Source organism: Actinomycetes bacterium, assembly GCA_024222295.1.
In the GTDB taxonomy this organism is placed as follows: domain Bacteria; phylum Actinomycetota; class Acidimicrobiia; order Acidimicrobiales; family Microtrichaceae; genus JAAEPF01.
The window spans coordinates 236,127-261,864 of sequence record JAAEPF010000017.1 but is presented as its reverse complement, the minus strand read 5'-3'; the positions used below and the strand labels follow the sequence as shown (position 1 = coordinate 261,864).

Annotated in this window: 28 protein-coding genes and 1 tRNA gene; 16 read left to right on the top strand and 13 right to left on the bottom strand. The window is 68.3% G+C overall.

What is annotated here, in order from left to right; translation table 11 throughout:
• From GY812_03990 to GY812_03975, 4 genes are all read left to right on the top strand, one after another.
• Window positions 1-1,329 carry a 2-oxo acid dehydrogenase subunit E2 gene (locus GY812_03990; protein ID MCP4434645.1) on the top strand — a complete coding sequence of 443 codons (1,329 nt, stop codon included), beginning with the start codon at window positions 1-3 and terminating at the stop codon, window positions 1,327-1,329.
• Entirely contained in the window at window positions 1,314-3,605 is a 2,292-nt protein-coding gene (locus GY812_03985) for a hypothetical protein (protein MCP4434644.1), read from the top strand. Before GY812_03990 ends, GY812_03985 begins: the two co-directional genes overlap by 16 nt.
• 171 nt (window positions 3,606-3,776) lie before the next feature.
• Complete coding sequence (locus GY812_03980) at window positions 3,777-4,583, top strand: SDR family oxidoreductase (GenBank protein ID MCP4434643.1); 807 nt, start codon at window positions 3,777-3,779, stop codon at window positions 4,581-4,583.
• A gap of 148 nt (window positions 4,584-4,731) precedes the next feature.
• Window positions 4,732-5,199, top strand: a complete 468-nt coding sequence (locus GY812_03975) for a hypothetical protein (protein ID MCP4434642.1) — start codon at window positions 4,732-4,734, stop codon at window positions 5,197-5,199.
• A gap of 17 nt (window positions 5,200-5,216) precedes the next feature.
• On the opposite strand, the gene GY812_03970 is transcribed toward GY812_03975, so the two are convergent.
• The 4 genes from GY812_03970 to GY812_03955 all read right to left on the bottom strand — a co-directional run bounded on the left by GY812_03970 (window position 5,217) and on the right by GY812_03955 (window position 9,460).
• A complete protein-coding gene (locus tag GY812_03970; protein MCP4434641.1) occupies window positions 5,217-5,738 on the bottom strand; it encodes a hypothetical protein in 522 nt (173 codons plus the stop codon).
• Between the two features lie 20 nt (window positions 5,739-5,758).
• Window positions 5,759-6,235, bottom strand: coding sequence for a MaoC family dehydratase (locus tag GY812_03965; protein ID MCP4434640.1), 477 nt, complete (start codon window positions 6,233-6,235; stop codon window positions 5,759-5,761).
• Between the two features lie 149 nt (window positions 6,236-6,384).
• Entirely contained in the window at window positions 6,385-8,982 is a 2,598-nt protein-coding gene (locus tag GY812_03960) for a sulfatase-like hydrolase/transferase (GenBank protein MCP4434639.1), read from the bottom strand.
• On the bottom strand, window positions 8,975-9,460 hold the full coding sequence (locus GY812_03955) for an SRPBCC family protein (GenBank protein ID MCP4434638.1): 486 nt from the start codon (window positions 9,458-9,460) through the stop codon (window positions 8,975-8,977). The genes GY812_03960 and GY812_03955 overlap by 8 nt, the downstream gene beginning before the upstream one ends.
• A 62-nt stretch (window positions 9,461-9,522) precedes the next feature.
• Between GY812_03955 and GY812_03950 the strand changes: the two genes are divergently transcribed.
• A complete protein-coding gene (locus tag GY812_03950) occupies window positions 9,523-10,317 on the top strand; it encodes a siderophore-interacting protein (protein MCP4434637.1) in 795 nt (264 codons plus the stop codon).
• A 111-nt stretch (window positions 10,318-10,428) separates the two neighbouring features.
• Here GY812_03950 and selB read toward each other — a convergent pair whose 3' ends face one another.
• From selB to GY812_03920, 6 genes are all read right to left on the bottom strand, one after another.
• The gene (gene selB / locus GY812_03945) at window positions 10,429-12,258 is read right to left on the bottom strand and encodes a selenocysteine-specific translation elongation factor (protein MCP4434636.1); all 1,830 of its coding nucleotides are present in this window, start codon (window positions 12,256-12,258) and stop codon (window positions 10,429-10,431) included.
• A complete protein-coding gene (locus GY812_03940) occupies window positions 12,255-13,643 on the bottom strand; it encodes an L-seryl-tRNA(Sec) selenium transferase (protein MCP4434635.1) in 1,389 nt (462 codons plus the stop codon). The genes selB and GY812_03940 overlap by 4 nt, the downstream gene beginning before the upstream one ends.
• Entirely contained in the window at window positions 13,640-14,695 is a 1,056-nt protein-coding gene (selD, locus tag GY812_03935; protein ID MCP4434634.1) for a selenide, water dikinase SelD, read from the bottom strand. Before selD ends, GY812_03940 begins: the two co-directional genes overlap by 4 nt.
• Before the next feature lie 21 nt (window positions 14,696-14,716).
• A tRNA-Sec gene (locus GY812_03930) sits at window positions 14,717-14,809 on the bottom strand.
• Window positions 14,810-14,885: 76 nt separating this feature from the next.
• Window positions 14,886-15,578: a hypothetical protein gene (locus GY812_03925; GenBank protein ID MCP4434633.1), complete on the bottom strand. Its 693-nt coding sequence runs from the start codon at window positions 15,576-15,578 to the stop codon at window positions 14,886-14,888.
• Between the two features lie 18 nt (window positions 15,579-15,596).
• Window positions 15,597-16,052, bottom strand: coding sequence for a selenoprotein B glycine/betaine/sarcosine/D-proline reductase (locus tag GY812_03920; GenBank protein ID MCP4434632.1), 456 nt, complete (start codon window positions 16,050-16,052; stop codon window positions 15,597-15,599).
• A 101-nt stretch (window positions 16,053-16,153) separates the two neighbouring features.
• Here GY812_03920 and GY812_03915 point away from each other — a divergent pair, with 101 nt between their 5' ends.
• From GY812_03915 to GY812_03905, 3 genes are all read left to right on the top strand, one after another.
• Window positions 16,154-16,798: a methyltransferase domain-containing protein gene (locus GY812_03915; GenBank protein MCP4434631.1), complete on the top strand. Its 645-nt coding sequence runs from the start codon at window positions 16,154-16,156 to the stop codon at window positions 16,796-16,798.
• Window positions 16,799-17,005: 207 nt separating this feature from the next.
• Window positions 17,006-18,205, top strand: coding sequence for a hypothetical protein (locus GY812_03910; GenBank protein ID MCP4434630.1), 1,200 nt, complete (start codon window positions 17,006-17,008; stop codon window positions 18,203-18,205).
• A gap of 43 nt (window positions 18,206-18,248) precedes the next feature.
• On the top strand, window positions 18,249-18,644 hold the full coding sequence (locus GY812_03905; GenBank protein MCP4434629.1) for a DUF2237 domain-containing protein: 396 nt from the start codon (window positions 18,249-18,251) through the stop codon (window positions 18,642-18,644).
• Between the two features lie 12 nt (window positions 18,645-18,656).
• Here the strand turns inward: GY812_03905 and GY812_03900 are convergent, their stop codons facing one another.
• Complete coding sequence (locus GY812_03900; GenBank protein MCP4434628.1) at window positions 18,657-19,115, bottom strand: SRPBCC family protein; 459 nt, start codon at window positions 19,113-19,115, stop codon at window positions 18,657-18,659.
• 10 nt (window positions 19,116-19,125) lie between these two features.
• Entirely contained in the window at window positions 19,126-20,424 is a 1,299-nt protein-coding gene (locus GY812_03895) for an FAD-dependent oxidoreductase (GenBank protein MCP4434627.1), read from the bottom strand.
• An 85-nt stretch (window positions 20,425-20,509) separates the two neighbouring features.
• On the opposite strand from GY812_03895, the gene GY812_03890 reads away from it, so the two are divergent.
• The 5 genes from GY812_03890 (at window position 20,510) to GY812_03870 (ending at window position 22,737) form a co-directional block, all read left to right on the top strand.
• Window positions 20,510-20,749, top strand: coding sequence for a hypothetical protein (locus GY812_03890; GenBank protein MCP4434626.1), 240 nt, complete (start codon window positions 20,510-20,512; stop codon window positions 20,747-20,749).
• A complete protein-coding gene (locus tag GY812_03885) occupies window positions 20,746-20,952 on the top strand; it encodes a hypothetical protein (protein MCP4434625.1) in 207 nt (68 codons plus the stop codon). The genes GY812_03890 and GY812_03885 overlap by 4 nt, the downstream gene beginning before the upstream one ends.
• A gap of 32 nt (window positions 20,953-20,984) precedes the next feature.
• Window positions 20,985-21,668, top strand: coding sequence for an SDR family oxidoreductase (locus GY812_03880; protein ID MCP4434624.1), 684 nt, complete (start codon window positions 20,985-20,987; stop codon window positions 21,666-21,668).
• A complete protein-coding gene (locus tag GY812_03875; protein MCP4434623.1) occupies window positions 21,598-22,167 on the top strand; it encodes a DUF427 domain-containing protein in 570 nt (189 codons plus the stop codon). The genes GY812_03880 and GY812_03875 overlap by 71 nt, the downstream gene beginning before the upstream one ends.
• A gap of 126 nt (window positions 22,168-22,293) precedes the next feature.
• Window positions 22,294-22,737: a hypothetical protein gene (locus GY812_03870; GenBank protein MCP4434622.1), complete on the top strand. Its 444-nt coding sequence runs from the start codon at window positions 22,294-22,296 to the stop codon at window positions 22,735-22,737.
• A gap of 143 nt (window positions 22,738-22,880) precedes the next feature.
• On the opposite strand, the gene GY812_03865 is transcribed toward GY812_03870, so the two are convergent.
• Entirely contained in the window at window positions 22,881-23,834 is a 954-nt protein-coding gene (locus tag GY812_03865) for a hypothetical protein (GenBank protein ID MCP4434621.1), read from the bottom strand.
• A 73-nt stretch (window positions 23,835-23,907) separates the two neighbouring features.
• Between GY812_03865 and GY812_03860 the strand changes: the two genes are divergently transcribed.
• The 3 genes from GY812_03860 to GY812_03850 are packed head-to-tail and all read left to right on the top strand — an operon-like array spanning window position 23,908 to window position 25,700.
• Window positions 23,908-24,084 carry a hypothetical protein gene (locus GY812_03860; protein MCP4434620.1) on the top strand — a complete coding sequence of 59 codons (177 nt, stop codon included), beginning with the start codon at window positions 23,908-23,910 and terminating at the stop codon, window positions 24,082-24,084.
• A 3-nt stretch (window positions 24,085-24,087) separates the two neighbouring features.
• Window positions 24,088-24,693 (top strand): class I SAM-dependent methyltransferase, encoded by a 606-nt coding sequence (locus GY812_03855; protein ID MCP4434619.1) that lies wholly within the window; start codon window positions 24,088-24,090, stop codon window positions 24,691-24,693.
• Window positions 24,690-25,700 carry an LLM class flavin-dependent oxidoreductase gene (locus GY812_03850; GenBank protein ID MCP4434618.1) on the top strand — a complete coding sequence of 337 codons (1,011 nt, stop codon included), beginning with the start codon at window positions 24,690-24,692 and terminating at the stop codon, window positions 25,698-25,700. The genes GY812_03855 and GY812_03850 overlap by 4 nt, the downstream gene beginning before the upstream one ends.
• Window positions 25,701-25,738 lie beyond the last annotated feature (38 nt).

The window sequence follows — 25,738 nt, the reverse complement described above, 5'->3', positions numbered from 1 at the left end:
ATGGCGGTCGAGTTCGTGATGCCCAAGCTCGGCCTCACCATGGAGCAAGGCACGATCACCGCGTGGCTGGTCGAGAGCGGCACCGAGGTCGAAGCGGGCACTCCCGTTCTCACCATCGAGACCGACAAGGTCGAAAGCGACGTGGAGGCGAGCGAGTCGGGGGTGCTGCACATCACCGGCGCCGAAGGCGACCTGTTCGAGTGCGGTGAACGCATCGGCTGGTTCCTCGAACGGGGTGAAGACCCGCCCGAGCAAGTGGAACCGAAGACTGTCCCCGCCGCAGCGCCCAAGAGTGCGCTGGCGCAGATCGTGCGCCCGGCCGCGGTCCAGCAGGCCCGCGACGGCGACCGACTCCTTGCGTCACCCAACGCCCGGCGGGTGGCCGCCGAGCGGGGTGTCGACCTCGCCCTCGTGCGCGGCACGGGACCGGGCGGGCGCATCGTCTCCGAGGACGTGCTCGCCACGCCCGCGGGCGGCGCCGCAGGGGCCGCTACGCCGGCGGCGCGCCAGACAGCTCAGCGACTCGGGGTCGACATCGCCGAGGTGGCACCACGTACCCCCGGCGCGCGCGTTGACCGCGCGGATGTGGAACACCACATGCGCACCCGCGCCGGTGCTGCACCACTCCAGGCGACCGCACCCGAGATGCCGCTGCTGCAGGAGCCGACTGACACGATCGCCTTGACCGGGATGCGGGGCACCATCGCGGAGCGGATGCACGCGTCGCTGCGGGAAATGGCCCAGCTCACCCTCCACATGGAGGTCGTGATGGACGCGGTCATCGCACACCGCGAGGCCACCGACCCCGCGGAGCGCGCCGGCTTCACCGACTACGTGATCGCCTCAGCCGCCGCAGCGCTGCGCGAGCACCCGGTCGTCAACAGCCAGGTGGCCCGGGGCGCGGTCAACCTCTTGCCACGAATCAACGTGGGCATGGCGGTTGCCCTCGAAGGCGGGCTGGTGGTGCCGGTGATCAGCGACGCCGACAAGCTCGCACTCGATGAGCTGAGCGGCGAGACGACACGGCTCGCCGAGGCGGCCCGGGACGGCAGGCTCACGCTGGCCGAACTCGAAGGCGGAACGTTCTCGGTGACCGCGCTGGGCATGTACGGCGTCGACTCGTTCACACCCGTGATCAACCCGCCCAACACCGCGATCCTCGGAGTGGGGCGGCTGCGCGACGGCGTGGCGTGGGCCGACGGAGCACCATCGCAGACCAAGGTGCTCACGATCAGCCTCACCTGGGACCATCGCGCGTACGACGGGGCGCCGGCGGCGCAGTTCGCTGCGACGATCCGCGACACACTCGAAGGATGGGCACAGCAGTGAGCGAGCCTCTTCACTACTCCTTCACTGCCGCGGCGGCGATCCCGCAGGACCAGCGCGTCGCCATCCTCGGCGGCAAGGGTGCTGCGCTGGCACGCATGACGGCCTTGGAGCTGCCGGTGCCACCGGGGTTCACGCTCACCACCGAGGCCTGCCGCCGATTCAACGCGAGGGGCTGGTCGGACGACCTCGCCACATCCATCGACGACGGCCTCTCCGAACTCGAGGCGACGACCGGGCGGAAGCTCGGCTCCGCCACCGACCCGTTGCTGCTCAGCGTGCGTTCCGGGGCTGCCGTCTCGATGCCCGGGATGATGGACACGGTGCTCAACGCCGGCATGACCGACGAGGTCGCGGCCGCCTTGGCCGAGGCAAGCGGCGACGAATGGTTCGCTTGGGACACGGCCCGCAGGTTCGTGCAGTCGTACGCATCGATCGTGCTGGGTGTGCCCGAGGAGCTCCTGCGGCGCGTGTCGACCGACTGCATCGGCCACGACGAGGGTCGCTCACTGTCACCTGATGGCCTCGCTGCTGCCACCGCACGCATGCGCGATGTGCTGGCCGAGGAGGGCCACCAGATACCCACGGACCCACACGCCCAGGTGAACCACGCGGCAGCTGCCGTGTTCACCTCGTGGCGCTCCGAGCGCGCCCGCGCCTACCGGCGTGTGGAAGGCATCGACGAGTCACTTGGCACGGCTGCGACCGTGCAGATGATGACCTTCGGCAACCTGGGCGAGCGGTCCGGCACCGGCGTGGCGTTCACGCGCGATCCATCCACCGGCGAACGCATCCTCGTGGGGGACTTCCTGGTGGGGGCCCAGGGCGAGGACGTCGTGGCGGGCACCCACTCCACGCTTCCCGTTTCCGAGTTGCGGACCCTCTGGCCTGACGTCGCCGACCGCCTCGACGAAGTCGCGGCGCTACTCGAGCACGACCTGGGCGACCTCGCCGACATCGAGTTCACCGTCCAAGACGGCATGCTCTGGCTGTTGCAGGTCCGCAGCGGCAAGCGCAGCCCCGTCGCGTCGCTGCGTGTCGCCATCGATCTGGCCGAGGACCCCCGCTTCCCCATGACACGTGCCGAGGCCGTGGATTCGGTGTCAGACATCCTCGCCAACCCGCCGACGCGCACGAACCCGGAAGCCCCCGATGACCCCGACCACCTCGTGCTGGCCGGCGGCCTCGCCGCGTCACCCGGACGGGTTTCGGGAAAGCTGTACACACAGATCGACGAGGCCATCGAGGCAGGCGCCCGCGGCGAGTCCATCATCCTCGTGCGCCGCGAGACCTCGCCGGCCGACGTCGCAGGCATGGCGGAGGCGGCTGGGATCGTCACCTCGCTGGGCGGATTCGTCAGCCATGCAGCCGTGGTTGCACGCAGTTGGGGAATCCCCGCGATCGTGGGTGCGGCGGATGTGGCGGTGCTGGCCGACGGCATCACGGTCTCAGGCGAGCACTACCCGACGGGTGAGGTGCTCACCGTGGACGGAGAGCGCGGCACCCTCATGCTCGGCGACCACCCGGCCGAGGAGACCGAGGTCGACGAAGTCCGCATCCTGCGCAAGTGGCAACAGGAGCTCACGGAGTTGGATTCGCCGCCAACGCGGGCAGACGGCACCTCGGCCTCAACACCGTCTGGAGTCACGTCGGAGGAGGTGACCGTCGAGTCGTGCGAGAGGATCCTGGCACTCAAGGGCGCAGCAAGCGCGGCGGCAGTGGCCGAGGTACTCGGCTCGCGTGCGGAGCAGGTCATGGCCGTCATCAGCGACCTTCTCGAAGCGGGCACGGCGCAGGAGCTGCCCGGCGAACGACTCCGCCTCACGCCCGAAGCGGTCGACCGTGTCGACGTCAGGTTCGCCGCGGATGCCGAACGACTGTCGCCCGTGATCGAACCCATCTGGGGCGACTTCCACGACCTGAACGTGCTGTTCAAGACGGTCGTGTCATCGTGGCAGGTCCGCGAGGTCGACGGCGAGGAGGTCCACAACGACCACAGCGACGCCGAGTACGACTCCGGCGTCGTGCAGCGCCTCCGTGTGGACATCCACGGCGGGATCGTGCCGGTCATCGAGGTCGTCACAAGCGCTGAGACCCGATTCGGCCGCTACTCCGAAAGGCTCGAGGCGTCCCTGCGGCGCATCGAGGCAGGCGACACCGACATGTTCGCCCACCCGCTCAAGGACAGCTACCACACCGTCTGGTTCGAGCTCCACGAGGAGCTCATCCGCCTCAGCGGCCGCAACCGCGCCGATGAGGCCGCAGCCGGGCGGGCCTGAGCCGCGACCCCTGGGGCCATCAGGATCAGTCGATGCGCTCGGCGAGCGAAGTTGCTCGGGAGCCCGGGGCGGCGACGCCCACACGCGACGCACCGATTGGCAGCGAGACCCTGGTCTAGGGTTCCGCGACTGGCCGCCGCGGGGCCCGCCGGACAAGAGGGAGACCTACCGATGAAGGACGCTTTGGGATACGAGGGCTCGAACGTGGTGGTCACCGGAACCGCCTCGGGCATGGGCGCGCAGGTTGCTCGGATCCTCACCGAGTTGGGCGCAAGGGTCACCGCGCTCGACATCAAGGACACCGAGGTCCCGGTCGAGCGCCAGATCAGCATCGACCTTCGCGACCGCGCCGCGATCGACGAGGCAGCAGCTCGGATCGACGGCCCGATCGAGTCGTTGTTCTCGTGTGCGGGACTGCCCGGCCCGCCGTTCAGCGAGATCGACACGATCGTGGTCAACTTCGTGGGCGCCCGGCACCTGATCGAGAGCCTGGTGCCGAAGATGGCCAACCCGAGTTCGATCGGCGTGATCTCCTCGGCGGGTGGCATCGGCTGGGAGCAGCAGCTCCCCACGCTCATGGAGCTACTTGCCCTGAACAGCTTCGAGGAGCAACGCGAGTGGCTGGTGGCCCACGAGGAGACATGGGGATACAGCGGCTACCTGTGGTCGAAGTACGCCCTCGATGCGTGGGTCGGCTGGCGCGGCGCCGACCTGATCAAAAAGGGCATCCGGCTCAACGCCACCAACCCGGGCCCGACCGAGACTCCGATGATGCCCGCCTTCCACGACCTGGCCGGCAAGGAAATCATCGAGATGGCGATCGGGCCGATCGACCGCTACTCCACCGCTGAGGAACAGGCATGGCCGATCGTGCTTCTCAACAGCGCGCGCATGAGCTACGTGTCGGGCACGGTCCTGTGGACCGACGGCGGGTTCTCCGGCGCCACGGCGACCGGCAAACACTCCGGAATCGGCTGAGACACCTGCGACATCCGCAAGCGACACGGGGCACTACCAAGAGATCGAGGGCACCACAACGTTTGGCACCGTGACTGATGACCAGTACCACCGCTGGCGTTGATGGGGGATTATTGTTTGTGGGGTCAACTTCCCAGGAGCCGTCGCGATGTCACGTCGATCAGAACCTGAAACGTGGGCAGATGCCCCCGAGGACCGGATCCGTGTGTTGTTGGAGTGCGACCCCGCGTCGTCGCCCTCGATCATCGGACCCATGATCGAGCGACGCGGCTTCGAGGTGCGGACCTGCGAAGGACCCGACTCGGTTCCTTGCGACCTGCTGACCAGCGGGGCTTGCCCATTGGTTGACGGCGCCGATGTGGTGGTGAACATCATCCGTGAACGCGAGACCGCAATCGAACTCGTGAATGCGGTCACCGCCATCCGGCGGCCGCCGGCAGTTCTGGCCCAGGTGAAGAGGGTCCGGGCCGAACGCGATGGCCGATGCCCCGATGACCGCAATGACGTCATCGAGATCAGCCCGCACGTGAACTCTGACCAACTCGTCGAGGCGATCGGCACGGCAGTCGAACGCAACCGGCAGCCGATCCCCATCGGGGCCGACCGCTTCTGCTGAGGTCCGCCCCGGCGCTCTCAGTCGAGCAGCTCGCCCCGCTCCCCGGCCATCCAGCTCTCGAGTGAGTCGGCCATCATCTTCGCTGCGTCGAAGGTGATCCACTTCTCCGGCACCACTTCGAGCACCAGGCGCCGCTCCGAGTCGAGCATCGCGATGAAGTGGTCCGTGAGGTCGCCCGGACCACCCATGATCGCATCCGCTATCGCCGGGTAGGCCCACGACTTGGTCTGCTTGTCGTCGTGGATGATGCAGCGACCCTTGACGGTCACCGTCCTGGCCGGACCGACCTCGGTGCCAACGCCGGAAACCACGATCGACACGCGGGGGTCGCGACGCACCGCGGAGATCCGCTTGCGCTGGCCGGAGGACGTAAGCCAGAACCGGCCGTCACGCCACACGTAGCTCATCGTGACGCCGACCGCCCAGTGGTCCTGGGTGCCCCAGATGAAGGTGCACTCGTTCTGGCTCTGGAGCATCTGCACCCGCACCTCGGGGTCGAGCGGGTACCCGCCGACCTCCTCGTAGTTGGTGATCCCCATGGCCCGGCCGACGCCCGCGGTCAGGCGAACTGGAGGCGGACGATCCAGTCGGCCACCAGGGCCGGCTTGTCCGCGCCTTCGATCTCCATCGTGTACGTGCGGGTGAGGTGGATCGCGTTGTCTCCCTTGGGCTCAGCTGCTGAGAGGACAGACCGGCAGCGCAGGCGCGAACCATTGGGGACCGGGTTGACGAACCGCACCTTGTCGAAGCCGTAGTTCATGCCCATGGCAATGCCACGGAACAGCTCCGGATCCTGTGGAATCGACGCCGCCCCGTGCGTGAGCATCGAAAGGGTAAGGAACCCATGGGCGATCGTGGTCGGGAAGCCGACCGACTTCGCGCCCTCCTCATCAACGTGGATGAACTGGTGGTCCTCGGTGAGGTCCGCGAATTGGTTGATCATGTCCTGGGTGATCTCGAACCACTCGCCGACGCCCTCTTCGGTGCCGACCCGCTCCTGGATCTTCGCCAACGCTGTTGCTGCTGCCTCGGACACTGCCTGCTCCTGGTGACCACCTGTTGGGTGCCTGATCACCCGTCGCCGTGGTCTGTTGCGACCCCGACACTGTTGCAGATGTGCCGGGGCACCGTGGCACGGAGCAGCGGCTGCTGCTTGCTGCCGTCGCCCGGCCGGCGAGCACCGGGTCAGCCGTCGGAGTCCGCTTCCTCGGAACGTGCGACGACCCCGAGCAGCTCGCGGGCGACCATCGGACCCGCGTTCTGGTTCTGGCCGGTCACCAGGTTGCCGTCGACCACCCAGTGATTGGCGAGGAAGTCCCGGAACTTCGAGGTCGACTCGAACCTCGCACCCATCCGACGCAGCTCCGTCTCGGGGTGCTGTGGCGTGGACTCGATGCCGAGCTCGCGCACCTGCTTGTCGGTCACCGCGCTGATACGGCGACCCTCCACGAGCGGCGAGCCATCCGGCGCTGTCGCGTTGCGGAGTCCGAGCGGGCCATGGCACACGCCACCGATCGCCTTGCCGAGCCCATTGGCCTCCGTGAGCTGCGCTGCGAGCTCCTCCGATGTGCCGAAGTCCCAGGCTGCACCCCAGCCGCCGGCCAGGTACACGATGTCGTAGTCGGCCATGTCGAGTTCACCGACGGCGAGCGAATCGTTGACCTTGTCCCGGAGCGTGTCGTCTGCGAGGAACCTGTCGTCATGCTCGCTGCGCAGCACCGGTTTGAGCGACTGCGGGTCCACCGGGATTGCCCCACCCCGCGGACTCGCCACGTCGACGTCCATGCCGGCGTCGAGGAACACGTAGTAGGGCGCCGTCATCTCCGAGGCGAACACACCGGTCGGCTTGCCGACGTCGAGCACTCCGTGGTTGGTCGCGACCACCAGGGCCCGACGACCGGGCAGCTCCGGCGCGTTGGCCGAGTCAACGTCGTCGGGATGCAGACCGAGACGCTGCAGCCCACGGCGCAGCACCCGTGCCGGCGGGAGCGGCGACTCGGCATCGGGGGCGCTGTGGGCCTTGCTGACCGCGTAGGGCCAGGGGTTGTTGCGCTCCGGCACGCATTCGGCGCGCTCTTCCTTGAGCAGCCGCTTCAGGTGGTCGCGCACCTCGAGCAGGCCGGGGTCATCGAGGCGGTTGTGCGCCTCGATCGGATCGGCCGTGAGGTCGTAGAACTCCCACTGGTCATCGAGCACGTCGGTTCGCCACGACACTCCACCTGGCCCGTCCGCGGCCAGCTGGCGCACACCCGGCTCGGTCCAGGTGTTGGGATCATCGAAGGTGCGCACCACCTTCCACAGGTGTCCTGCACCGCCGGGGGCATCGGCGTCGTCCACCCGGGCCACGACACCCTCGAAGTTGGTGGCCACATGGGCGGGCACCTGTATCCGCATCAGTGCGGGCGGGTTGTCGGCGCGACCGAGCTGCCGCGCGATGGCGGACGCTCCCCTGTCGCCCTCGAGCATGTTGTCGCGCGTCGTGAGGTATACGGCGCGCGACTCATCGGGATCCCCGCCATCAACGGTGCCCATGAGATCGCGACCGGGCAGCGGGTGCACCTCGGTGAAATCACCTGCGAGCTCCGCCGCTGTCGCGTCCACATCCACCCCTGCTGCCGACAGCAGCGTGGGCACGAGGTCGACGTGCGAGCTGGGGGCCTCGACCACCCGGCCTTCGGTGGGCGACTCACCAACCCTGGCGATCACGAACGGTACCCGGGTGGCCTCGTCGTACAGCTGGTACCACTTCTGGTGCAGTCCGCCGTGTGAGCCGAGCAGATCGCCGTGGTCGGAGGTGCGTACCAGCACCGTGTCCGACGATGCGCCGGCTTCCACCCCGTCGGTGACAGCGCGCCGGACACGGTCGATCGGTGCATCCACCTCTGCATGCAGCCGGTAGTAGGTGTCGCGGTACTGCTGGAGGTTGGAGGTGTACATGCGCTTCACGACAGCGGCAGGGCCATACCCCGAGTAGTAGGCCTCGCGGTAGGCGATCTGTGCCGCGGGCTTGCTGGAGAGATCCTCGTCGTCAGTGGGCGACGGCGGCACGTGCGGCGGATCGAGCGGTGACTCCTCCAGCGGGCTCGAGCGCTGCCAGCCGGGGAACAGCACGATGTCGTGCGGGTTGACGAAGCTCGCCACCAACAGGAACGGCCGAAGCGCCTCGGTGTCTCCCGCGGCCCTTCGCGCGTAACGGTCCTCGAGCCACGCAACCACGCGGTCGGCGATGAGCGGGTCGCGTCGCAGTCCGCTATTGGCCAGCGGCGCCCCGTGCGGCTCCGGGCCGACCCAGCCCGAGAAGCCGAAAGGCCCCAACGGATCGGCGTCGAGATACTTCTGCACCGCCGCAAGGTCGATCACGCCGTCGTCGTCGTTCGTGGCCAGCACGTCACCAGTCTCGGGGTCGTGCAGGTCGGCGTGGCTGATGTGCCACTTGCCGTCGTAGTGCGTGTCGTAGCCGGCCGCGCGGAACCAGTTGCCGAGCGTCGGCACCTCTGCCTCTCGCAGCCAGCGCATCCTCGTGTCGTCAGCCATCTTGCCGAGGCCATCGGTCTGGGTGACACCGTGGACGTCGGGGTACTGGCCTGTGAATAAGGTGGGGCGGCTTGGCACACACGCCAAGGAACCCGTGTAGTGACGACGGAAGCTGACGCCGTTGTCCTCGAACCACCGCTCGCCCGGCAGCGTGGCCGAGCGCCACTCGCGCAGCTCGTCGGTCTCGTAGGAGGGTGCGGCGCGCTCCTCGTCGCTCATGATCAGGATCACGTCAGGTCGATCAGCCATTCGCGGCCGTCCTCTCTGCACTTCGGCGCTCCTGGGCACCCTCGATAGCCAACAGCCTGTTGCGCAGGCCCGTGAGCATCTGCTCCGAGGCACGCCCGAGCAAGCGGCCCACCACTCTCGCAACGATCGGCCCCGGCGGGCGGGACCCGGTGTCGATCACGCTCGCGAGCGTCACTCTCGAGCCGCCATCGTGGCCGTAGACGTGCCAGGTGTTGGACACATGGCGGACCACTTGCGGAAGGCCCTCGATGTCGTAGGACAACGTCGAGGGTGGATCCCACGCCGTCACGGTCTCGACCAATGTGGAGGAGCCGGTCTGGATGCGCCGCGAGCCGCCGATACCGGGACTGCCCTCCAGCAGCACGGAGTGGTCCACATTGGGCGCCCACGAGCTGATCGCACCGAACTCTCCCAGCACCGCCCACACGTCCTCGGGTGGGCTCGACAGGTCGATGCTTCGGGCGACTGTGGTCGGCATCCGCCCAGTGTGGTCGCCGAGAGAGGCCCCGTCCATGGGGCAATGCCGGTACGGTCGCGACCGTGAGCACACGCGATGCCGGCGGGCCCCGGGTTCGCCGACCTCCCCCACCGTGGATGCCGGTGGTGATCGATGACGTCGTCGCGCTCAACGAACGGTTCATGCGGATCACCCTGCGCGGCGACGACCTCGCTTCGATGGCCGCGCCGGAGACTGCTGCAAGCATCCGTCTGCTGGTTCCGGAGGCTGCCGGCGCCGATCTCGTGATCCCGGAATGGACTGGCAATGAGTTCCTGCTGCCCGGTGGGGGTCGGCCCGTGATCCGCACCTTCACCCCACTCGACCACAACCCTGCCCGCCGTACCCTCGAGCTCGAAATAGTGCGTCACCCGGGAGGAGCGGTCTCCGGATGGGCGGAGTCGGCCACATCCGGAGACCCCGCCGCGTTGTCCGGCCCGGGCGCTGCGGTGGGGATCGACACCTCGGCTCCGAGGTGGCTCATGTTCGGCGACGAGTCTGCGATCCCCGCGATCGGCCAGATGCTCGCCGAGGCAGCCCGGCTCGATCCGCAGCCGGAGTGCACCGTGCACCTCGAGGTCGGTGCGCCCGGCGTGGGCGACTCACTGCCGAGCTTCGCGTCGTTGACGGTTGCTCGCCACGTGCGGTCCCAGAGCGAGGCCCCGGGGGCGACGCTCGTTGCCGTGGGCACCACAATTGAGTCGGTGGACGAGGCGACGGCAATCTGGGCCGCCGGAGAAGCCGCCGCCGTGCAGGCACTCCGCAAGCACTTCTTCCGCACCCTCGGGGTGCCTCGCAGCCAGGCGACGATCCGCGGCTACTGGAAGTCCCGCACCTGACCCCGCCCTTCGCCCTACCCGTTTCCCGCCCGACCCGCTCCCGCAACCGTTTCGTTGGTGCTCAATCACGCCCTGCGTGATTGAGCACCAACAAAACCCCCTGAGCCGGGGTCAGTTGCCAGACCAGGTGCGGGTTTCTCCGTTGCGGTGGGTGAGCCCGCGGGCGTCGAGCGTGTCGAGCAGGGGCAGGAGGTACTTGCGACTGAGTCCCAGACCCTCGCGGAAGTCGGCGAGCGAGGCCGGGCCGACCTCGAGCACCGAACGAACCTGTTCGACCAGCTCGGCAAACCGCTGCGGCGTGACGACCATCCCGCCGAGGTCGACCAGCGTCGCGTCGCGTACAGCCTCACCGACATGACGCTGGGCCACACCGGCCGCAGCGGTGAGTTCCGATGGTCCCATCATGTGGGGCGGCTCCGACTGAAGCGCGCCGAGCAGCCGGTCACGAGCCGCCTCGTACTCCGAGCCAGCCGTTCCCGGCCGCTGCACCGTGCCGCTACGGCGCTCCACGAGCCCGTCGGCCAGCAACCCGTCCACGGCGATCCTCCCGAGCGGATCGGACGGTTCGGGTACCGAGGCCTGCCCTTCCAGCACCTCGAGCAATCCGTCACGCCGGCGATGCAACGCATCGGCCGAGACGACCCAGTGACCGATCTCCAGCAGGTCGCCTGCCTCCAGCTCCGCCAAGGGCCCGACCTGGGTGGCCAACGCCGATGCGGCCATGCACCCGTCGGCCTCCCCCACCAGCTGCTCCGCCAGGTTGCGAGCGCCCCGTACAGCGGACCCGTTCAGCACCAGCCACCTGGCGGCCATCGCCGCCGAGTCGTAGCGGTTCAGATCCGCATCGACCGCGAGGATCACTCCCCCGCCCGCCGTTTCGTCGGCACCCGTGTCGCGCAGGATGAACCGGTCCCCCGGAGCCACAGGCCCGAGAGCCTCGTTCAGATGCAGCCTCGCCAGCACCGCATCACCGGCCGAGCGGACCGCAGCCAGATCAGCGCCGGTGTCGCCGAATCGAAGCTGGGCCGACGCGTGCGCCGTGCCCACGAACACCTCGTAGCCACCCTTGCCCTCGAGTCGGTCTCCGCGGCCCCGCACCGGCCACACCGCCGCCTGCCAACGTTTCCCCGAAGCCCACTGGCCCGGGACCACCAGCGCCTGGCCTCTCTGCGGCGCTTCATCGAGCCTCGTGAGCGAAACGCCCACGCGGTGGCCCGGCTCGGCGACCTCGGTGCTGCGCCCGTGCACCTGCAGTCCACGCACGTGTGCGGAGACCTCACCCCCGCCGCCGGCGATCACCACGTCGTCGCCGACGCGCAGCGATCCGCCGGTGAGCGTGCCGGTCACAACCCTTCCGCTGCCCTTCAGCAGGAACGACCGGTCGATCCAGAGGCGGGGCCGGCCGCTATCCCGGCCGGTCGGGCCCGACGAGGAGCAGGCGACCGAACTGATCGATTCGCGGAGGTACTCGATACCGGAGGCGTCGGTAGACGATGTCGTCACCATCGCCGCGCCCGACAGCCCTGTGCCGGCGAGGGCCTCGCTCACCTCGAGCTTGGCCAGCTCCACCGTGTCGGGATCGACGGTGTCGGCATGGGTGATTGCCACCACGGCCGAGTGCACGCCGAGAAGGTCGAGGATCGCCAGGTGCTCCTCGGTCTGCGGCATCCAGCCTTCGCGGGCCGACACCACCAGCAACGCCATGTCAACCGAGCCGCAGCCCGCCAGCATGTTCGGCACGAAGCGGCGATGACCGGGCACGTCCACGAATCCCAGCACGGACGGTCCGCCGGGGATCTCCATCTCCATGGACGCGAACCCCAGGTCGATGGTGAGGCCCCGGCGCTTCTCCTCCTGCCACCGGTCCGGGTCGATGCCCGTGAGCAGGCGCACGAGCGTGGACTTGCCGTGGTCGACGTGGCCCGCCGTGGCGACGATCAATCGGTTCTCCCGCCGACAGGGCTGCCGCCGACAGGGCTGGCGACGGCGTGGAGCACAGCCTCGGCCACGAGCTCATCCGTCGCAGGGTCGATGGTGCGCATGGACAACTGCACCGTGCCCGAGCGCACGACAGCCAGCACCGGTGTCGGCCCTGCGCGCAGGGCGGCCGCAACGGCCCGGGGGTCATGGACCGACAACGCCACCGCCCGGCCGTCGATCGGTCGGTTGGCAGCGGAGCCGGCCCCGGCGGAGTCGTCGAACTGCACCACCTCGGCCGCGGTCGGCTGCAACCGGGCCACCAACGCTGCCGCCCGAGCCTCCAGGTCAGCCGGCGCGGCTGTGGCCATCTGCCAGAACGGCACTGATTCGGCGGCGGTGCGGTCGAGATGTGCACGCACCGCGGCGTGCAACTGCGCGGCGCGCAGCTTGTCGTAGCGCAGCGCCCTGGCCAGTGGGTGGCGCCGGATCCGCTCCATGCGAGCCTTCTCACCAACGAGGATGCCTGCCTGTGGGCCGCCCAGGAGCTTGTCGCCGCTGAAGGTCACGACGTGTGCACCGGCCTCGATCGACTGCCGCGCCGCCGGCTCGTCGCGAAGGAAGTCGGGCGGAGCGCCGTCCAACCAGGGGGTGTGCGCGTCGACCAGGCCCGAGCCGATGTCGTGAACCATGTGCAAGCCATGACTGTCGGCCAGCTTGGCCAGGTCGCGCGTGGGCACCGACTTCACGAAGCCGAGCTGCGCGAAGTTGGACGGGTGGACCTCTAGCAGCACCTGGGTGTCGTCACCGATCGCGGAGCGGTAGTCGGCCAGGTGTGTGCGGTTGGTGGTGCCGACCTCGCGCATGACGGCTCCGCCCTGGCTGACGATGTCGGGCACGCGGAACGAACCACCGATCTCGACCAGCTGACCCCGCGATACGACAACTTCACCTCCGCGAGCGAGGGCTGTCAGTGCCAGTAGGACGGCCCCAGCGTTGTTGTTCACGACCAGAGCCGACTCGGCACCGGCGAGTTCGCTGATGTCGGCTTCGAGACCGCCGAGGCGCCCCGCGCGGCGGCCACCCGACAGGTCCATCTCGATTGGCACCGTGGCGAGCCCCGAGTCGCTCTCCTGCAACGGGGCCAGCGGCGCGCGCCCCAGGTTGGTGTGAAGCATCACACCGGTGGCGTTGACCACGGGTCGCAGCGGCCCGCGAGCGAGGACCGCATCCGCAAGGGCCCTTTGCAGCGCCTCGGTGGTGGTCGATGCTGTTGCCAGGTGCTCGCGGGCGTCGTCGATGATGCGCCGCGCCTCGGTACGCACCACCGGAGCCGGAGCGAGCCCATCGGCACTGCGTGCGAGCACGTCCACCTGAGGCAGGTCCCGCGGCTGCGTGATGTCACTCACCGGAACCGCACTTCTGATCGACCAGGCCTGGCTCGCTCCGTCAGCTCACCGACGACCCAGGACGCACCGGGGCCCAGCGATCCGGTCACATCAGCGAGTCGGCCCGCCGGAACCGCCATCAGCAGGCCACCGGAGGTCTGGGCATCGCAGAGCACGACCCGGTCGATCTCGTCGACGCCGCCCCAGTCCACGTACTCGGTGTCATCGAGGTTTCGCTGCGTGCCGCCGGGTACACCGCCCGCAGCCACAGCGTCGCGTACGCCGTCGAGCACGGGCACTGCAGCCGGTTCGATCACGGCGTCCAGTTCCGAGGCCGAGAGCACTTCGCCGAGGTGCCCGATGAAGCCGAAACCGGTCACATCGGTGGCGCACTTGAGCCCCGCCGACACGGCAACCTCACTGGCGTCGCCGTTGGGGGTGCACATCCACTCAACGGCCAGGTCCTCGGCCTCGTCGCCGGCGAGGCCCCGCTTCACAGCTGTGGTGAGAACACCCACCCCCAGCGGCTTGGTGAGCACCAACGAGTCGCCGGCACTACCAGCCGAGTTGCGCAGCACCTGGTCGGGATGGGTCACTCCGGTGACGCTCACGCCGAACTTCGGTTCGGCGTCGTCGATCGAATGGCCGCCAACGACCGCGCAGCCGGCTTCGTCGAGCACCACGGCGGCGCCGTCGAGCACCTCGCCGAGCAGCGACCAGTCGAGTGTGTCGCGGGGCCAGCCCACGATGTTCATCGCCGTGACCGGCCGCCCGCCCATCGCCCACACGTCGCTCAGCGCGTTGGTGGCGGCGATGCGCCCCCAGGTGTGCGCGTCATCCACGATCGGCGTGAAGAAGTCGAGCGTCTGCACGATCGCGAGATCATCACCGAGGCGGAACACACCGGCGTCGTCAGATGTGCCCGCGCCCACGAGCACGCCCGGTGAACTCGGCAACGGCAGGGCCATCGAGTCGAGGGCGGCATGCAGCTCGGCCGAGGAGAGCTTGCAGCCACAGCCCGCTCCCCGCGAGAAGGCGGTGAGCTTCGGAGTGGGAGCGTCCGCAGCGGTCATCGGCCCGCCCATCGTCGGCGGTGGCGGAGACGGAGGGAATCGAACCCCCCACACCCGCATTGGGTGCCAGCGGCTTTGAAGGCCGCGGAGGCCACCAGGCACTCGGTCGTCTCCGCGGTGCAACGTAGCACCGGCAGCGGCACTGGGTTGCGGGCAGTCGGGCGCCGGTGCGGCGCGGACGCCGGCGGCGTCAGTCGTCGGGACTGCGCTCGGCCGGCGCCATGTAGAACCACAACAGGCCCGGAGCGCCGTTGTCGCGCATGGAACGCCGGGCCGCCTGGACCAGCTTGCCGGCTTCGGTCTCCTCGTAGAACCAGTGCTCGGCAGCCCAGGCCTCGGGCGCGCCCTGTACCAGTTCGACACAGAGCTCCTCGTAGTAGGAGCGCACGTCGTGCACGACTTCGATCGGAAGGCCGGGAAGCTGTGCTTCGGTCCAGTCGGCACCGTCCGCGATCCGCTGGAACGCCTCGAGCACGCCGGGAATCCCGTCGGCGTCGACCGTGCGGCCCACCGAAGTGCGCCCGGTTGCGGCGGTCGCGCGGTCCCATGCGTCGCGAAGAGCACGGGCCTCGTCGACCGCGGCGGGGAGATCGGGATCCATGCGCGGCGGAAGCGAGCAGGCAACGGCGTTGTCGACCTCGGAGGTGATTACCTCGGGGAACGTCTCGAGCACTGGCCCTTCCGGTGCGTCGAGCAACCCGAATGCAGCGTCCAGCACCCGTCGCTGGAACGGTGCATCCAGCGGCTTGCCGAGCGGGCGGCCGAGCGGGAACTCCGCATAGAGGGCGCGCGGCGGCTGGGTTCGCTGCGCGACGTCGAGCACCGACACCAGCGACACCGTCGCTATGCCCGCGGACTCGAACACATGGGCGAGCGCACACACGGTGCGCGAGCAGAGCGGTCAAACCGGGGTGAGCAGCACGACGTCGATGCCCTTGGCCTTCAGTTCGGCCGCTGCCCTCGGGCCTGTCTCGAGTCTCACCTTGGTGACCGAATCGTCCTGGTTGCCGGTGAACGACACATGGTGCGATCCGACCGCACCTATCACTCCTTCGGCCGCCATTTCTTCGAGCCGGTCCGCCGGGTAGGCCACGTTGAGGTCGGCCGCGATGCCGACGCGGTCGAAGTTGGGTGACCAGTGCGACAGCTGCAGGTCGCGCTCACCGGAGGGAATGATCCGGTAGGACGGATCGGAGTCCGGAGCCCAGCCGTCGCCATCGGTGGTGCGCAGACCGGCGGTGGTCACGATCGCGACCGTGGCCTCCGACAATGGCGGCGGCTGCACGAACGGCGTGTCGTCGAACTCGGGTACCGGCAGTGCAGCTGCCAGGTCCCTCATTGCTGCGTCGTTGTTCACCGCGCGCCCCCGCGGACAGACCCGTTCATGGCTAGACACAGTATCCGTTGTGGGCGCCCGGAATCGGCGCGAGACTCGCTACAGCCGAGCGATGAGGCGCCATGAGCGAGTCAGATGTTCCCGACTTCGATGTGACCGCAGACCCCGACGAGGTGACCGTCGACCCCGACACGCTGCGGGCCAAGGTGCGCGACAAGTACGCCGAGGTGGCCGAGCACCCCGATCACCAGTTCCATTTCCACACCGGTCGCGATCTTGCCGCCCGGTGTGGGTACGACAGGGACGCGGTGAATGCCCTTCCCGACGCTGCGGTCGAGTCGTTCGCCGGTGTCGCCAACCCATTCGCGCTCCGTGAGCTGCAACCGGGTGAGAAGGTGCTCGACGCGGGTTGCGGCGCCGGATTCGACAGCTTCCTCGCCACACGGGCTGTCGGCGAGTCCGGTGAGGTCGTGGGTGTCGACATGACCCCCGAGATGGTCGGGCGGGCGGGCCGCGTGGCCGATTCGATGGGTCTCGACAGCGTCCGGTTCCGCGAGGGACTGGTGGAGGATCTGCCCGTCGACGACGGCTGGGCCGACGTGGTGATCTCCAACGGCGTCCTCAACCTGGTGGCCGACAAGAAGGCCGGGTTCACAGAGATCTGGCGGGTGTTGCGACCCGGATGCGTGTACCAGTTCGCCGACATCGCCAACGGCCAGACCATTCCCGAAGAGGCGGTGCGCGACATCGACCTCTGGACCGCTTGAATAGCCGGAGGGCTGCCCCGTGTCGGGTGGCAGAAGCTCCTGGAGGAAATCGGCTTCGTTGACTTCAGGGTTGGAGACGCGGTCGACACATTCGCTGACTCCGGGGGCGAGGGCAACGCACGCAAGTTCGAGGTCTTCGGCTTCCCATTCCTCGTGCGCAAGCCCTGACCGCGACGCGACTGCGCCATCCGCCCCGATACTGGTCGAATGCAAAAGTTCTTCGACGACGATGGGTTCCAGTTCGCAGTCCTGTCAGCGCTCGGCTCCGCCTACCGGGGCCTCGCCGACGTGGGCGAGGTGCTGAGCACGGTCGAGCGCATTCCAGAAGGTGACCGCGAGGCGTGGGTCACCCAGTGGACGGCATGCGCCGAAAGGCTCGAATCAGCCGCCGACTCCAGCGCTTCGGCCGGCCACGCCGTCAGTGCGCACACCGCTGCGGTGCGGGCATCGCTCTACTTCGACATTGCGTCCTCGATGGCTCCGGGCACCACCGACCCGGACCGATTCAGTGCGCTGTGGGAACGCAGTCGTGCCCTGTGGGATCGAGCGGTGGGCACCGGGTCAACTCCCGTCGAGCGGGTGCGGATCCCCTACGAGGATGACGCGCTCGACGGCTACCTGTTCCACCCCGCCGACGCCGACAGCCAGCAGCGCCCGACCGTCATCCTCAACAACGGCAGCGACGGACCGGTCAACGCCATGTGGACCCAGGGGGGCGCCGCAGCGGTGGAGCGCGGATGGCGGGCCATCACCTTCGACGGACCTGGCCAGGGTGCCGCCCTGCATCGCGACGGGATCCCGTTCCGTCATGACTGGGAGGCGGTGATCACCCCTGTCGTGGACTTCCTCGTTGCCCGCGACGACGTAGATGACACAAGGATCGCCCTGCACGGCGTCAGCCAGGCCGGCTACTGGGCTCCAAGAGCCGCCGCTTTCGAGCACCGGCTCGCAGCCCTCGTCGCCGATCCCGGCGTCGTGCGCGTCGCGGCCTCGTGGGAAGCCCACCTGCCCGATTCGATGGTCGAGTTGCTGGATTCGGGCGACAAGGAGTCCTTCGACTCCTTCATGGACGTCGGCCTGGATGACGATCGGGCCGCGAAGGGGGAGCTGTTGTGGCGCATGGCCCCCTACGGCACTGATTCCTACTTCGACGCCTACACGGCGGCGCGAGCGATGAGCCTTGACGACGACACGATCGCCGCCATCAGGTGCCCGACGCTCGTGACGGATCCCGACGGCGAGCAGTTCTGGCCCGGTCAGTCGCTCGAGCTGCACGACAAGCTCACCTGCGACGCCGAACTGGTGCGATTCACCAGCGACGAGGGAGCGAGCTGGCACTGCGAGGTCGCAGCACAGTCACTGCGCGACGAGCGGGTGTTCGACTGGCTCGAGGGCGTGCTGGGCTGAGAGCCGCCGTCGCCCGCATGTGCGGCCGTGGAAGACTGCGCGGATGGCCCAGCGAAACGTGCTCGGAGGAGAGCTGGAGGAGTGCAGCGCTGACCCGATGACGGGCTTCTTCCGCGACGGGTGCTGCAACTGGTCAGAGCAGAACGTTGGCTACCACACGATCTGTGGTGTGGTCAGCGCGGAGTTCTTGGAGCATCAGCGCTCGATCGGCAACGACCTGGTCACCGCCAACCCCGACTACGGATTTCCGGGTCTGAACCCCGGGGACCGCTGGTGCATCACGGCACGCAACTGGCTGCAGGCCCACCAGGACGGCGCGGCGTGTGCTGTCGTGCTAGCGGCCACCAACGAACGGGCCATCGACATCGTGCCGCTGGAGGTCCTACGGCAATACGCGGTCGACGTGCCGCCCGACCCCGGCATTCTCGCCGGGGACTGATTGGTCGATCCCTCAGGGACTCTCGGCCACGGCTCGGATGCGTCCGAGGGTCTCGCGCATTCCTCGCTCGTTGGTCTTGCCGCGGGCCCTCCCGAAGAGCGCCCAATAGGCCTTGGTGGGCAGGTTGGCGGGAAGCCTGAACGACTCGGTGACGTCGGTGCCCGAGCCTGATGGCTCGAGCTCGTAGCGCCAGCTGTTCATCACACGGTCACCCGGGCCCAGGACGTCGAACGCGAACACCCGACCTGGCTCGCAGCTCGTGATCCGGCAGACGGTCCAGTAGGCCGGAGGGCGCCCATTGCGCAGTACGTGGCCCCGGAACTTCACTCCCACGTCCGGCTCGGTGGCACCACCCAGCCACTCGGCCTCGAACGTCTCCGGGCTGAACTCGCCGGTGCGCGTGATGTCAGAGACCAGGGCCCACACGGCGTCTGGCGTTGCCTCGATGTGCTCGGTCACGGATCCGTTCATCGCGAGAACCCTACGTGCCTCGCTGCTGGGTCCTCAACGCCCACTCAGGCCGACTCGCGAGGACTGCCTCGGCGCAGCGTCGACCGGAGAACATCGCACCCTGGCTTGACGCTGTGTCGCGGTGGTCCCCACACACGAACAAGCCGTCGCCCAGGGCAACCTTCCTCTTCGGCTCGAACGGCGGCGTCTGATCCGGCTGCCCGTAGGCGATCACGTCGGTGCGCAGGTGCTCCCAGGTCGACACCTGTGCTCCCCACCACCCCTCGAGCTGACGGCGGACCGGATCCTCCAGCCCGTGATCGGCCATCCCCGGACACGCAGCCGCCACCACAGCAGAACCATCGAGTGAGTAGTGCGGTGCGACGTTGGTGATCACCGCCACGTTGAGCGCCGGGCCCCGCCCGTTGCCATCCAGGATGATCGAGCGGCTTGCAGTGGGCGGATCGGGCGCCTTGAACCACACACAGCTGGCCGGCTTGCCCCTCTGCGCCGGCAGTCCAAGCAGCCGTGACGCAGCTGGGCCCTCGGTGGCGACAATGATCGCCCGGGCCCGCTGCTCAGCACCATCGGCAAGGGTGACCGAACCAGGGCGCACCGAAGTGACCTCTGCGCCCAACCGGATGGCGTCGCGCCCGAGCCCGGAGGCAAGTTGCTCGGGGATCGCCCCCATGCCCACTGAAGGCACCGCCGCGTCGCCGAGCGCCAACGTCCGAAAGACGGCATCGAACATCCGACGGCTCGTCGCCAGTTCCGGGTCCAGCAGGATGCCGCCGGCCAGCGGCCGGAAGAACCTGTCGATCATCGACTCGGAGAATCCGTAGGCCCGCAACCACGCCTCCGTTGATCCGTCGGTCGCCGTCAGCAAGGACGGCACGCTCCGGTTCACGAGCGACCGCCGCAGCAACAGCAGGCGAACCTTGTCGCCGATCGATCCGACGGGTGCGCCCAGCGTCGACGGCAGGGTGGCCGGGCGCCGCAGCGGGTCGCCGAGGTTGTGGAACCTCGAACCGATCCGCACGAGGGCACCCGGCTCGAACCGCCGGAGTTCCAGCGCGTCCACGTCCAGCCGACGTTCGAGTTCCGGATAGCCGGTCAGGATCACCTGGAAGCCCCGATCGACGCGGCAGTTGCCGACGATGTCGGTTCGTACCCGGCCGCCCACCCCGTCGGAGGCCTCCAGCACTGCAACCGACAGTCCCCTGCAGCGGAGTTCGGCCGCAGCGCTCAGCCCGGCAAGCCCGGCGCCCACCACTACTGCATCCACGGTCTCCTTCTGCACGTGCGAAGAGTAGGGGGACAAGCGCTGCATCCGGCGGCGGCATTGCCGGCGAACCATGAGAAAGGAAAGTTGAACCGCAGCAACCCAGCTCCGGTCACCTACGAAAGGATCCAGAGTGCAGAAGATCCCGCTACCCCTCCGGCTGAAATTGCCTTTCCTGGCCGCCGGATTCGCATCGTTCCTCTTCTCGGTCTTCCTGTTTTTCGTGGCGGACAACACCACCGCAGGGATCTTCGTCGGCCTCTGGGTGCCCTCGATCCACTCGCTCGGAACCCTCCTACTCTCCCCGGTCGCCGAGGCTCCCCCGGTCGAGCCGGCCGAAGCGGGCGCCGCAGTTGCAGGGAGGCAGCCATGAGCAGCCTCGTCATCTTCATCGTCGGGACCTGCGTGTTCGCAATGACGGTGTTCGGCGCGGTGATGAGCGCCAGCGTCACGCTCACCCGCCGGTTCTACGAGCAGAACGACAGCTACCGACAGAAGCCCGGGTTTGAGAAAGCTGGAATCGGACGTCCCCGCGCCGATCATGTGGATTCGGCCAACAGCCCCTCCCCCGAGTGATGCGGTACCAGTTCGCTGGGAAGTCGGCCCTGGTGGCTGGCGCGACTGGTGGTCTGGGTCGTGCCCTGGCCACCGAGCTACACAATCGTGGCGCCGACCTGACTCTCGTATCCCGTTCGCAGGACAGACTGGCAGCGCTACCCGTCGGCGGGCAGCGCTTGGCCCTGGACCTCCGCGACCCGACGAACTGCCAACTTGCGGTACGCAGAGCCGTCGAACACCACCGACGACTCGACTTGGTGGTCAACGCTGTTGGCGTCGTGGCCTTCGGTGCGATGACGGACATGACGGTCGACACGATCGAGGAGTTGTTCCTGACCAACACAATTCTGCCCATGATCCTGTCGCGTGAAGCTCTCCCGGAACTGCCCCGTGGCGGAGTGATTGTGAACATCAGCGGTGCGATCGCCGAACGCAATGTTGCCGGTATGTCAGCCTATGGAGCGTCCAAGTCGGCCCTTGCCTCCTTCGACGAGGCGTTTGGCCGCGAGGCCCGGCGACTCGGCGTGAGGGTCATTGACGCCCGTCCACCCCACTCGGAGACCGGCCTTGTGGAACGTGCTATCGAAGGCACCGCACCACGACTTGGAGAGGGACTGGAACCGGCGACCGTTGCGACGGTCATCTGCGACGCCATCGCCGGAGATGAGCGTGACCTCCAGAGCAGCGCGTTCGAAGCCGCACGGCACCCCGACGCAAACGCCGAGGTTGCCTGACGTGGACCAATTCCCGAGGACATTGCCCGATGCCGACCAGGAGTCCGTGTGGGACTATCCGAGACCCCCGCGTGTCGAGCCGACCAGCGAACACGTGGTGGTCTGCCATCGAGGTGCGATGCTCGCGGACACCCGCAGCGCCTTGCGAGTGCTCGAGACGAGCCACCCTCCGAACTACTACCTACCACCCGACGAAGTCGACCTCACGCTGCTGGTGGAGTCACCGCGCAAGACCTGGTGTGAGTGGAAGGGCGAGGCGACCTACTTCGATGTGAGCTTCGATGGCGTCACAGTGCCCGCGGCCGCATGGGCCTACCGGGCGCCGACTTCTCGGTTCGCTGCGATAAGGGACCACATCACCTTCTACCCACAACTTGTGCAGGAGTGCCGGGTCGACGGCGAACTCGTCTCCGCGGTGCAGGGCAGCTTCTACGGAGGCTGGGTCACCTCGAGGGTCGCAGGCCCGTTCAAGGGCGGGCCCGGCACGACTGGCTGGTGAGGCGAGCCGCGTCGTTGTCTCGCTGCCACCATCAGCCTGTGTCGCCGTGCTAGTAACGGAGATGTAACCCTTCGGGCTGGCCGCCCGGATGCAAGACCGGTCATTGCACCAAGGCGAGGGGGAGAGATGGCAGCAAAGCGCGAGTGGAAACTACGGGCTATCGAAGCCCAGAACGACGCAATGGTTGCGCGTCGGGAGGAACGCGCCACCCGCAAGAAGGTCGCCAAGCACAAGCGGCGCGCTGCCGGTGCGCGGCGCCACGCGGCGTTGATGCAGGAGCTCAACACCGACCTGATCCGCTCGACCCGGCAGACCCGCATGGAGGACCGAATCGCCCTGCGCGAGGCGGCCGATGCTCTCGCAGCCCTGGCTGCCGACGCAGCGGCGTTGCGTGACGTGCTCGAGCACTCGGCCAGCGAGGAGTACGTCGACTACCTCACGTTCCGTCTGCGCGAAAACCTGCGCGAGGCGCACTCGATCCTCGAGAGCCGTGGCCGACCCGACCACGCGGCAGACGTGGCGAGCCTGCTCAACGACCTCCCGGCCGACACCTGCACGAAGACCACCTGACTCGACGGCACCACCGGTGCGGGCCGCCGCGCCACTCAGCCCTTCGCAGCCGCAGGACCGTTGGAGTTGATGACCCGATCGAACGACGCGGGTGCACCGTCGAGCAGCGATTCGGGGCGCGTAGGGCGCTGTGGCCTCGTGGGTTAGGGAGAGTGTTCGACGCTTGACAGGCCGGGCACCGTTGCGCTCTCGAAAATCTGTGGGCCATGCTCGTCGGAGTCGCGAAGCGTGTGCGCCCAGAAGGCCAGCGTGCTCGCCACAACCAGATCGTCGTGGTCGGCCTGCTGGTTCTCGAACGGCGCAGCGTGCTCGCCGTCGTGCAGTGTGACGTTCCAGGTCGGCCCGGGCAGCTTGGCGATGATCGACTGCTGCAGGTCATATGGGATTGCGTCATCCGAGGTGCCGGCGAACGCAAGCACGGGAAACGGGCCGCTGCCCTCGTAGTCATACGCACCGGGCTCGAAAGGCATCTCGAGCGCCGACATGAGGATCGCCGCGCGGTAACGCTCGTCAGCGCAACAGGAGTGGAACAACGTCGGGTAGGTGGTCGCGCCGCCAAGTGACAGGCCCGAGATGCCGATGTGATCCTCGGAAACGAGTCCCTCGAGCTCACCACCAGGCGAGTTCATCTCCAGGACCTCGTCCAGCACATGGCGCAGATCGCCCGGCTGGTTTCGGTAGTCGCCGAGGTCACGCTCGTCTTCGGGCACCCCGTCGTTGGTGAGCGGGAAGTTGGGGGCTACCACCACGTAGCCCGCCCCGGCCCATTTTCCGAGCAGGTCGCTGAACTTGGCCGAGCTGCCCGCCAGCCCATGGGCATGCACGATGAGCGGGAACGGGCCATCGCCGCCGGGAACGTAGATGTCGGTGGTGAGGTCACGCCCCGGCTCGTCACGGGTGTCGCGCGTGGCGTCGGTGAATGTGACCGTACGCACCTCGTATGTCCCGTCGCCTTCTGAAAGCACCTGGTCCTCCTGTTGCCCGGTCGGGTCGGCGAGCTCGTCGCTACCGGCCGAATCCGACTCCGGATCACCGGAAGTGCCACACGCACCGGCCAGCAGCACCATCGCCGACAAGGGAACCACAAGCCTCCGCATGCACCAACCGTAGGCGCAGCACCCGACCGCCGAACTAGCGCGTGCAGTCGGGCTCGGTGGACGGATGCGTGCCGTGGGCAGCGACGCGGAGCGAGCCCGCACTGCGGTCACCCGCACCCTCCGCCATGCGATCTCGAAGCTGGCGGAGACCAACGAACCGTTGGCCGTGCACCTTGGCACCGCCATGCAGACAGGAACGTACTGTTCGTACCGGCAAGACCCGATCCATCCGATCAACTGGGAGAATTGAGCAATGGAAGCCAGCGACTGGGACGAGCGCTACCGGACCGCGGAGTACGTCTGGAGCGCTGAGCCCAACCTGTTCCTGCCGCCTGAGGTGGAGGGGCTACCCACCGGCCGGGCGGTCGACCTGGCCTGTGGCGAGGGGCGCAACGCGGTGTGGCTCGCCGAACAGGGTTGGAAAGCGACCGGTGTCGACTTCTCGCAGGTGGCTATCGACAAGGCCCGCCGCTTGGCGGACGACCGCGGGGTCAGCGCCGAATGGGAGGTCGCCGATGCGACCAGGTGGGACGGGCCAGCCGGAGCATTCGATCTGGCCATCGCGTTCTACCTGCAGCTGCCTGCCGACGAGCGCCGCGCAGCAATGGCGGTCGCGGCGAGATCCCTTTCGCTCGGTGGCACACTTCTGGTCGTGGCGCACGACTCGGCCAACCTGCACTCGGGCACCGGTGGGCCCCAACACGCCGGGGTGCTCTATGGCCCAGACGACGTGCTCGGCGACCTCGCCGCTGCGGGACTGCGCCACGAGGTCGTGCGGGCTGAGACGGTGCAACGGCACGTGGACGGGGCGGACCGACCCGCCCTGGACTGCCTCGTACGGGTGAATCGCACCTCGTGACTGCGCCGCTCTCTGCCGAGCCAGCCCGCTCCGCTCCAGTTCTGTCAGTGCTGGACCTGGCGGTCGTCGGTTCCGGTTCCACGCCTGGCGAAGCGTTCGACGCAAGCGTCACGATGGCCCAGCTCGCCGAACGGCTCGGCTACCACCGCATCTGGTACGCAGAGCACCACAACATGGCAGCCATTGCCTCATCGGCTACGAGCGTGCTGATCGCCCACATCGCGGCCAACACCGAGCACATCCGGCTCGGATCGGGCGGGATCATGCTGCCCAACCACTCCCCCCTCGTCATCGCCGAGCAGTTCGGCACCCTGGCCACGCTGCACCCCGGCCGCATCGACCTCGGCCTCGGCCGCGCTCCGGGCACCGACCAGGTGACCGTGCGGGCTCTGCGACGCGGCCCTGACGCAGCGGAGCGGTTCCCGAACGACGTGCTCGAACTCCAGGCCTACCTCTCCGGAGACAGCCGTGTGCCCGGTGTGCAGGCGGTTCCAGGAGCGGGCACCGACGTGCCCATCTACATACTCGGCTCGTCGCTGTTCGGTGCGCAGCTCGCTGCCAGGCTCGGCCTGCCCTATGGCTTCGCTTCGCACTTCGCCCCCGACGCACTGGTCGACGCCGTTGCCCTGTACCGCCAGCGGTTCGAGCCGTCGGCCCAGCAGGCAGAACCGTGGGTCGTCGCGGGAATCAACGTGATCGCCGCCGAGTCCGACGAGGAAGCCGAGGCCGAGCGCCAACGGGTCGTGCGTGCCCGTGTCGGCCGCTTCCTGGCGGGCGGACGCAAACTGGACGACCGCGAGCTCGACCGTCTGGTCAACTCCGGGGGCGGACGACAGGTGGCGGCGATGATGACCCACACCGCAGCCGGCTCTGCCGACCGTGTGCGCGAGCAGCTGACTGAGTTCGCCGAGTTCGCAGATGCGGACGAACTGATGCTGGTGCCCTCGGCGCGCTCGGTGAATGACCGCCTCGGCACCCTGGAGATCGTTGCCGAAGTACTCCCCTGAGCCGAGCGGGCCGGCGGGCCCGCGGCCCAGGGCAGGTC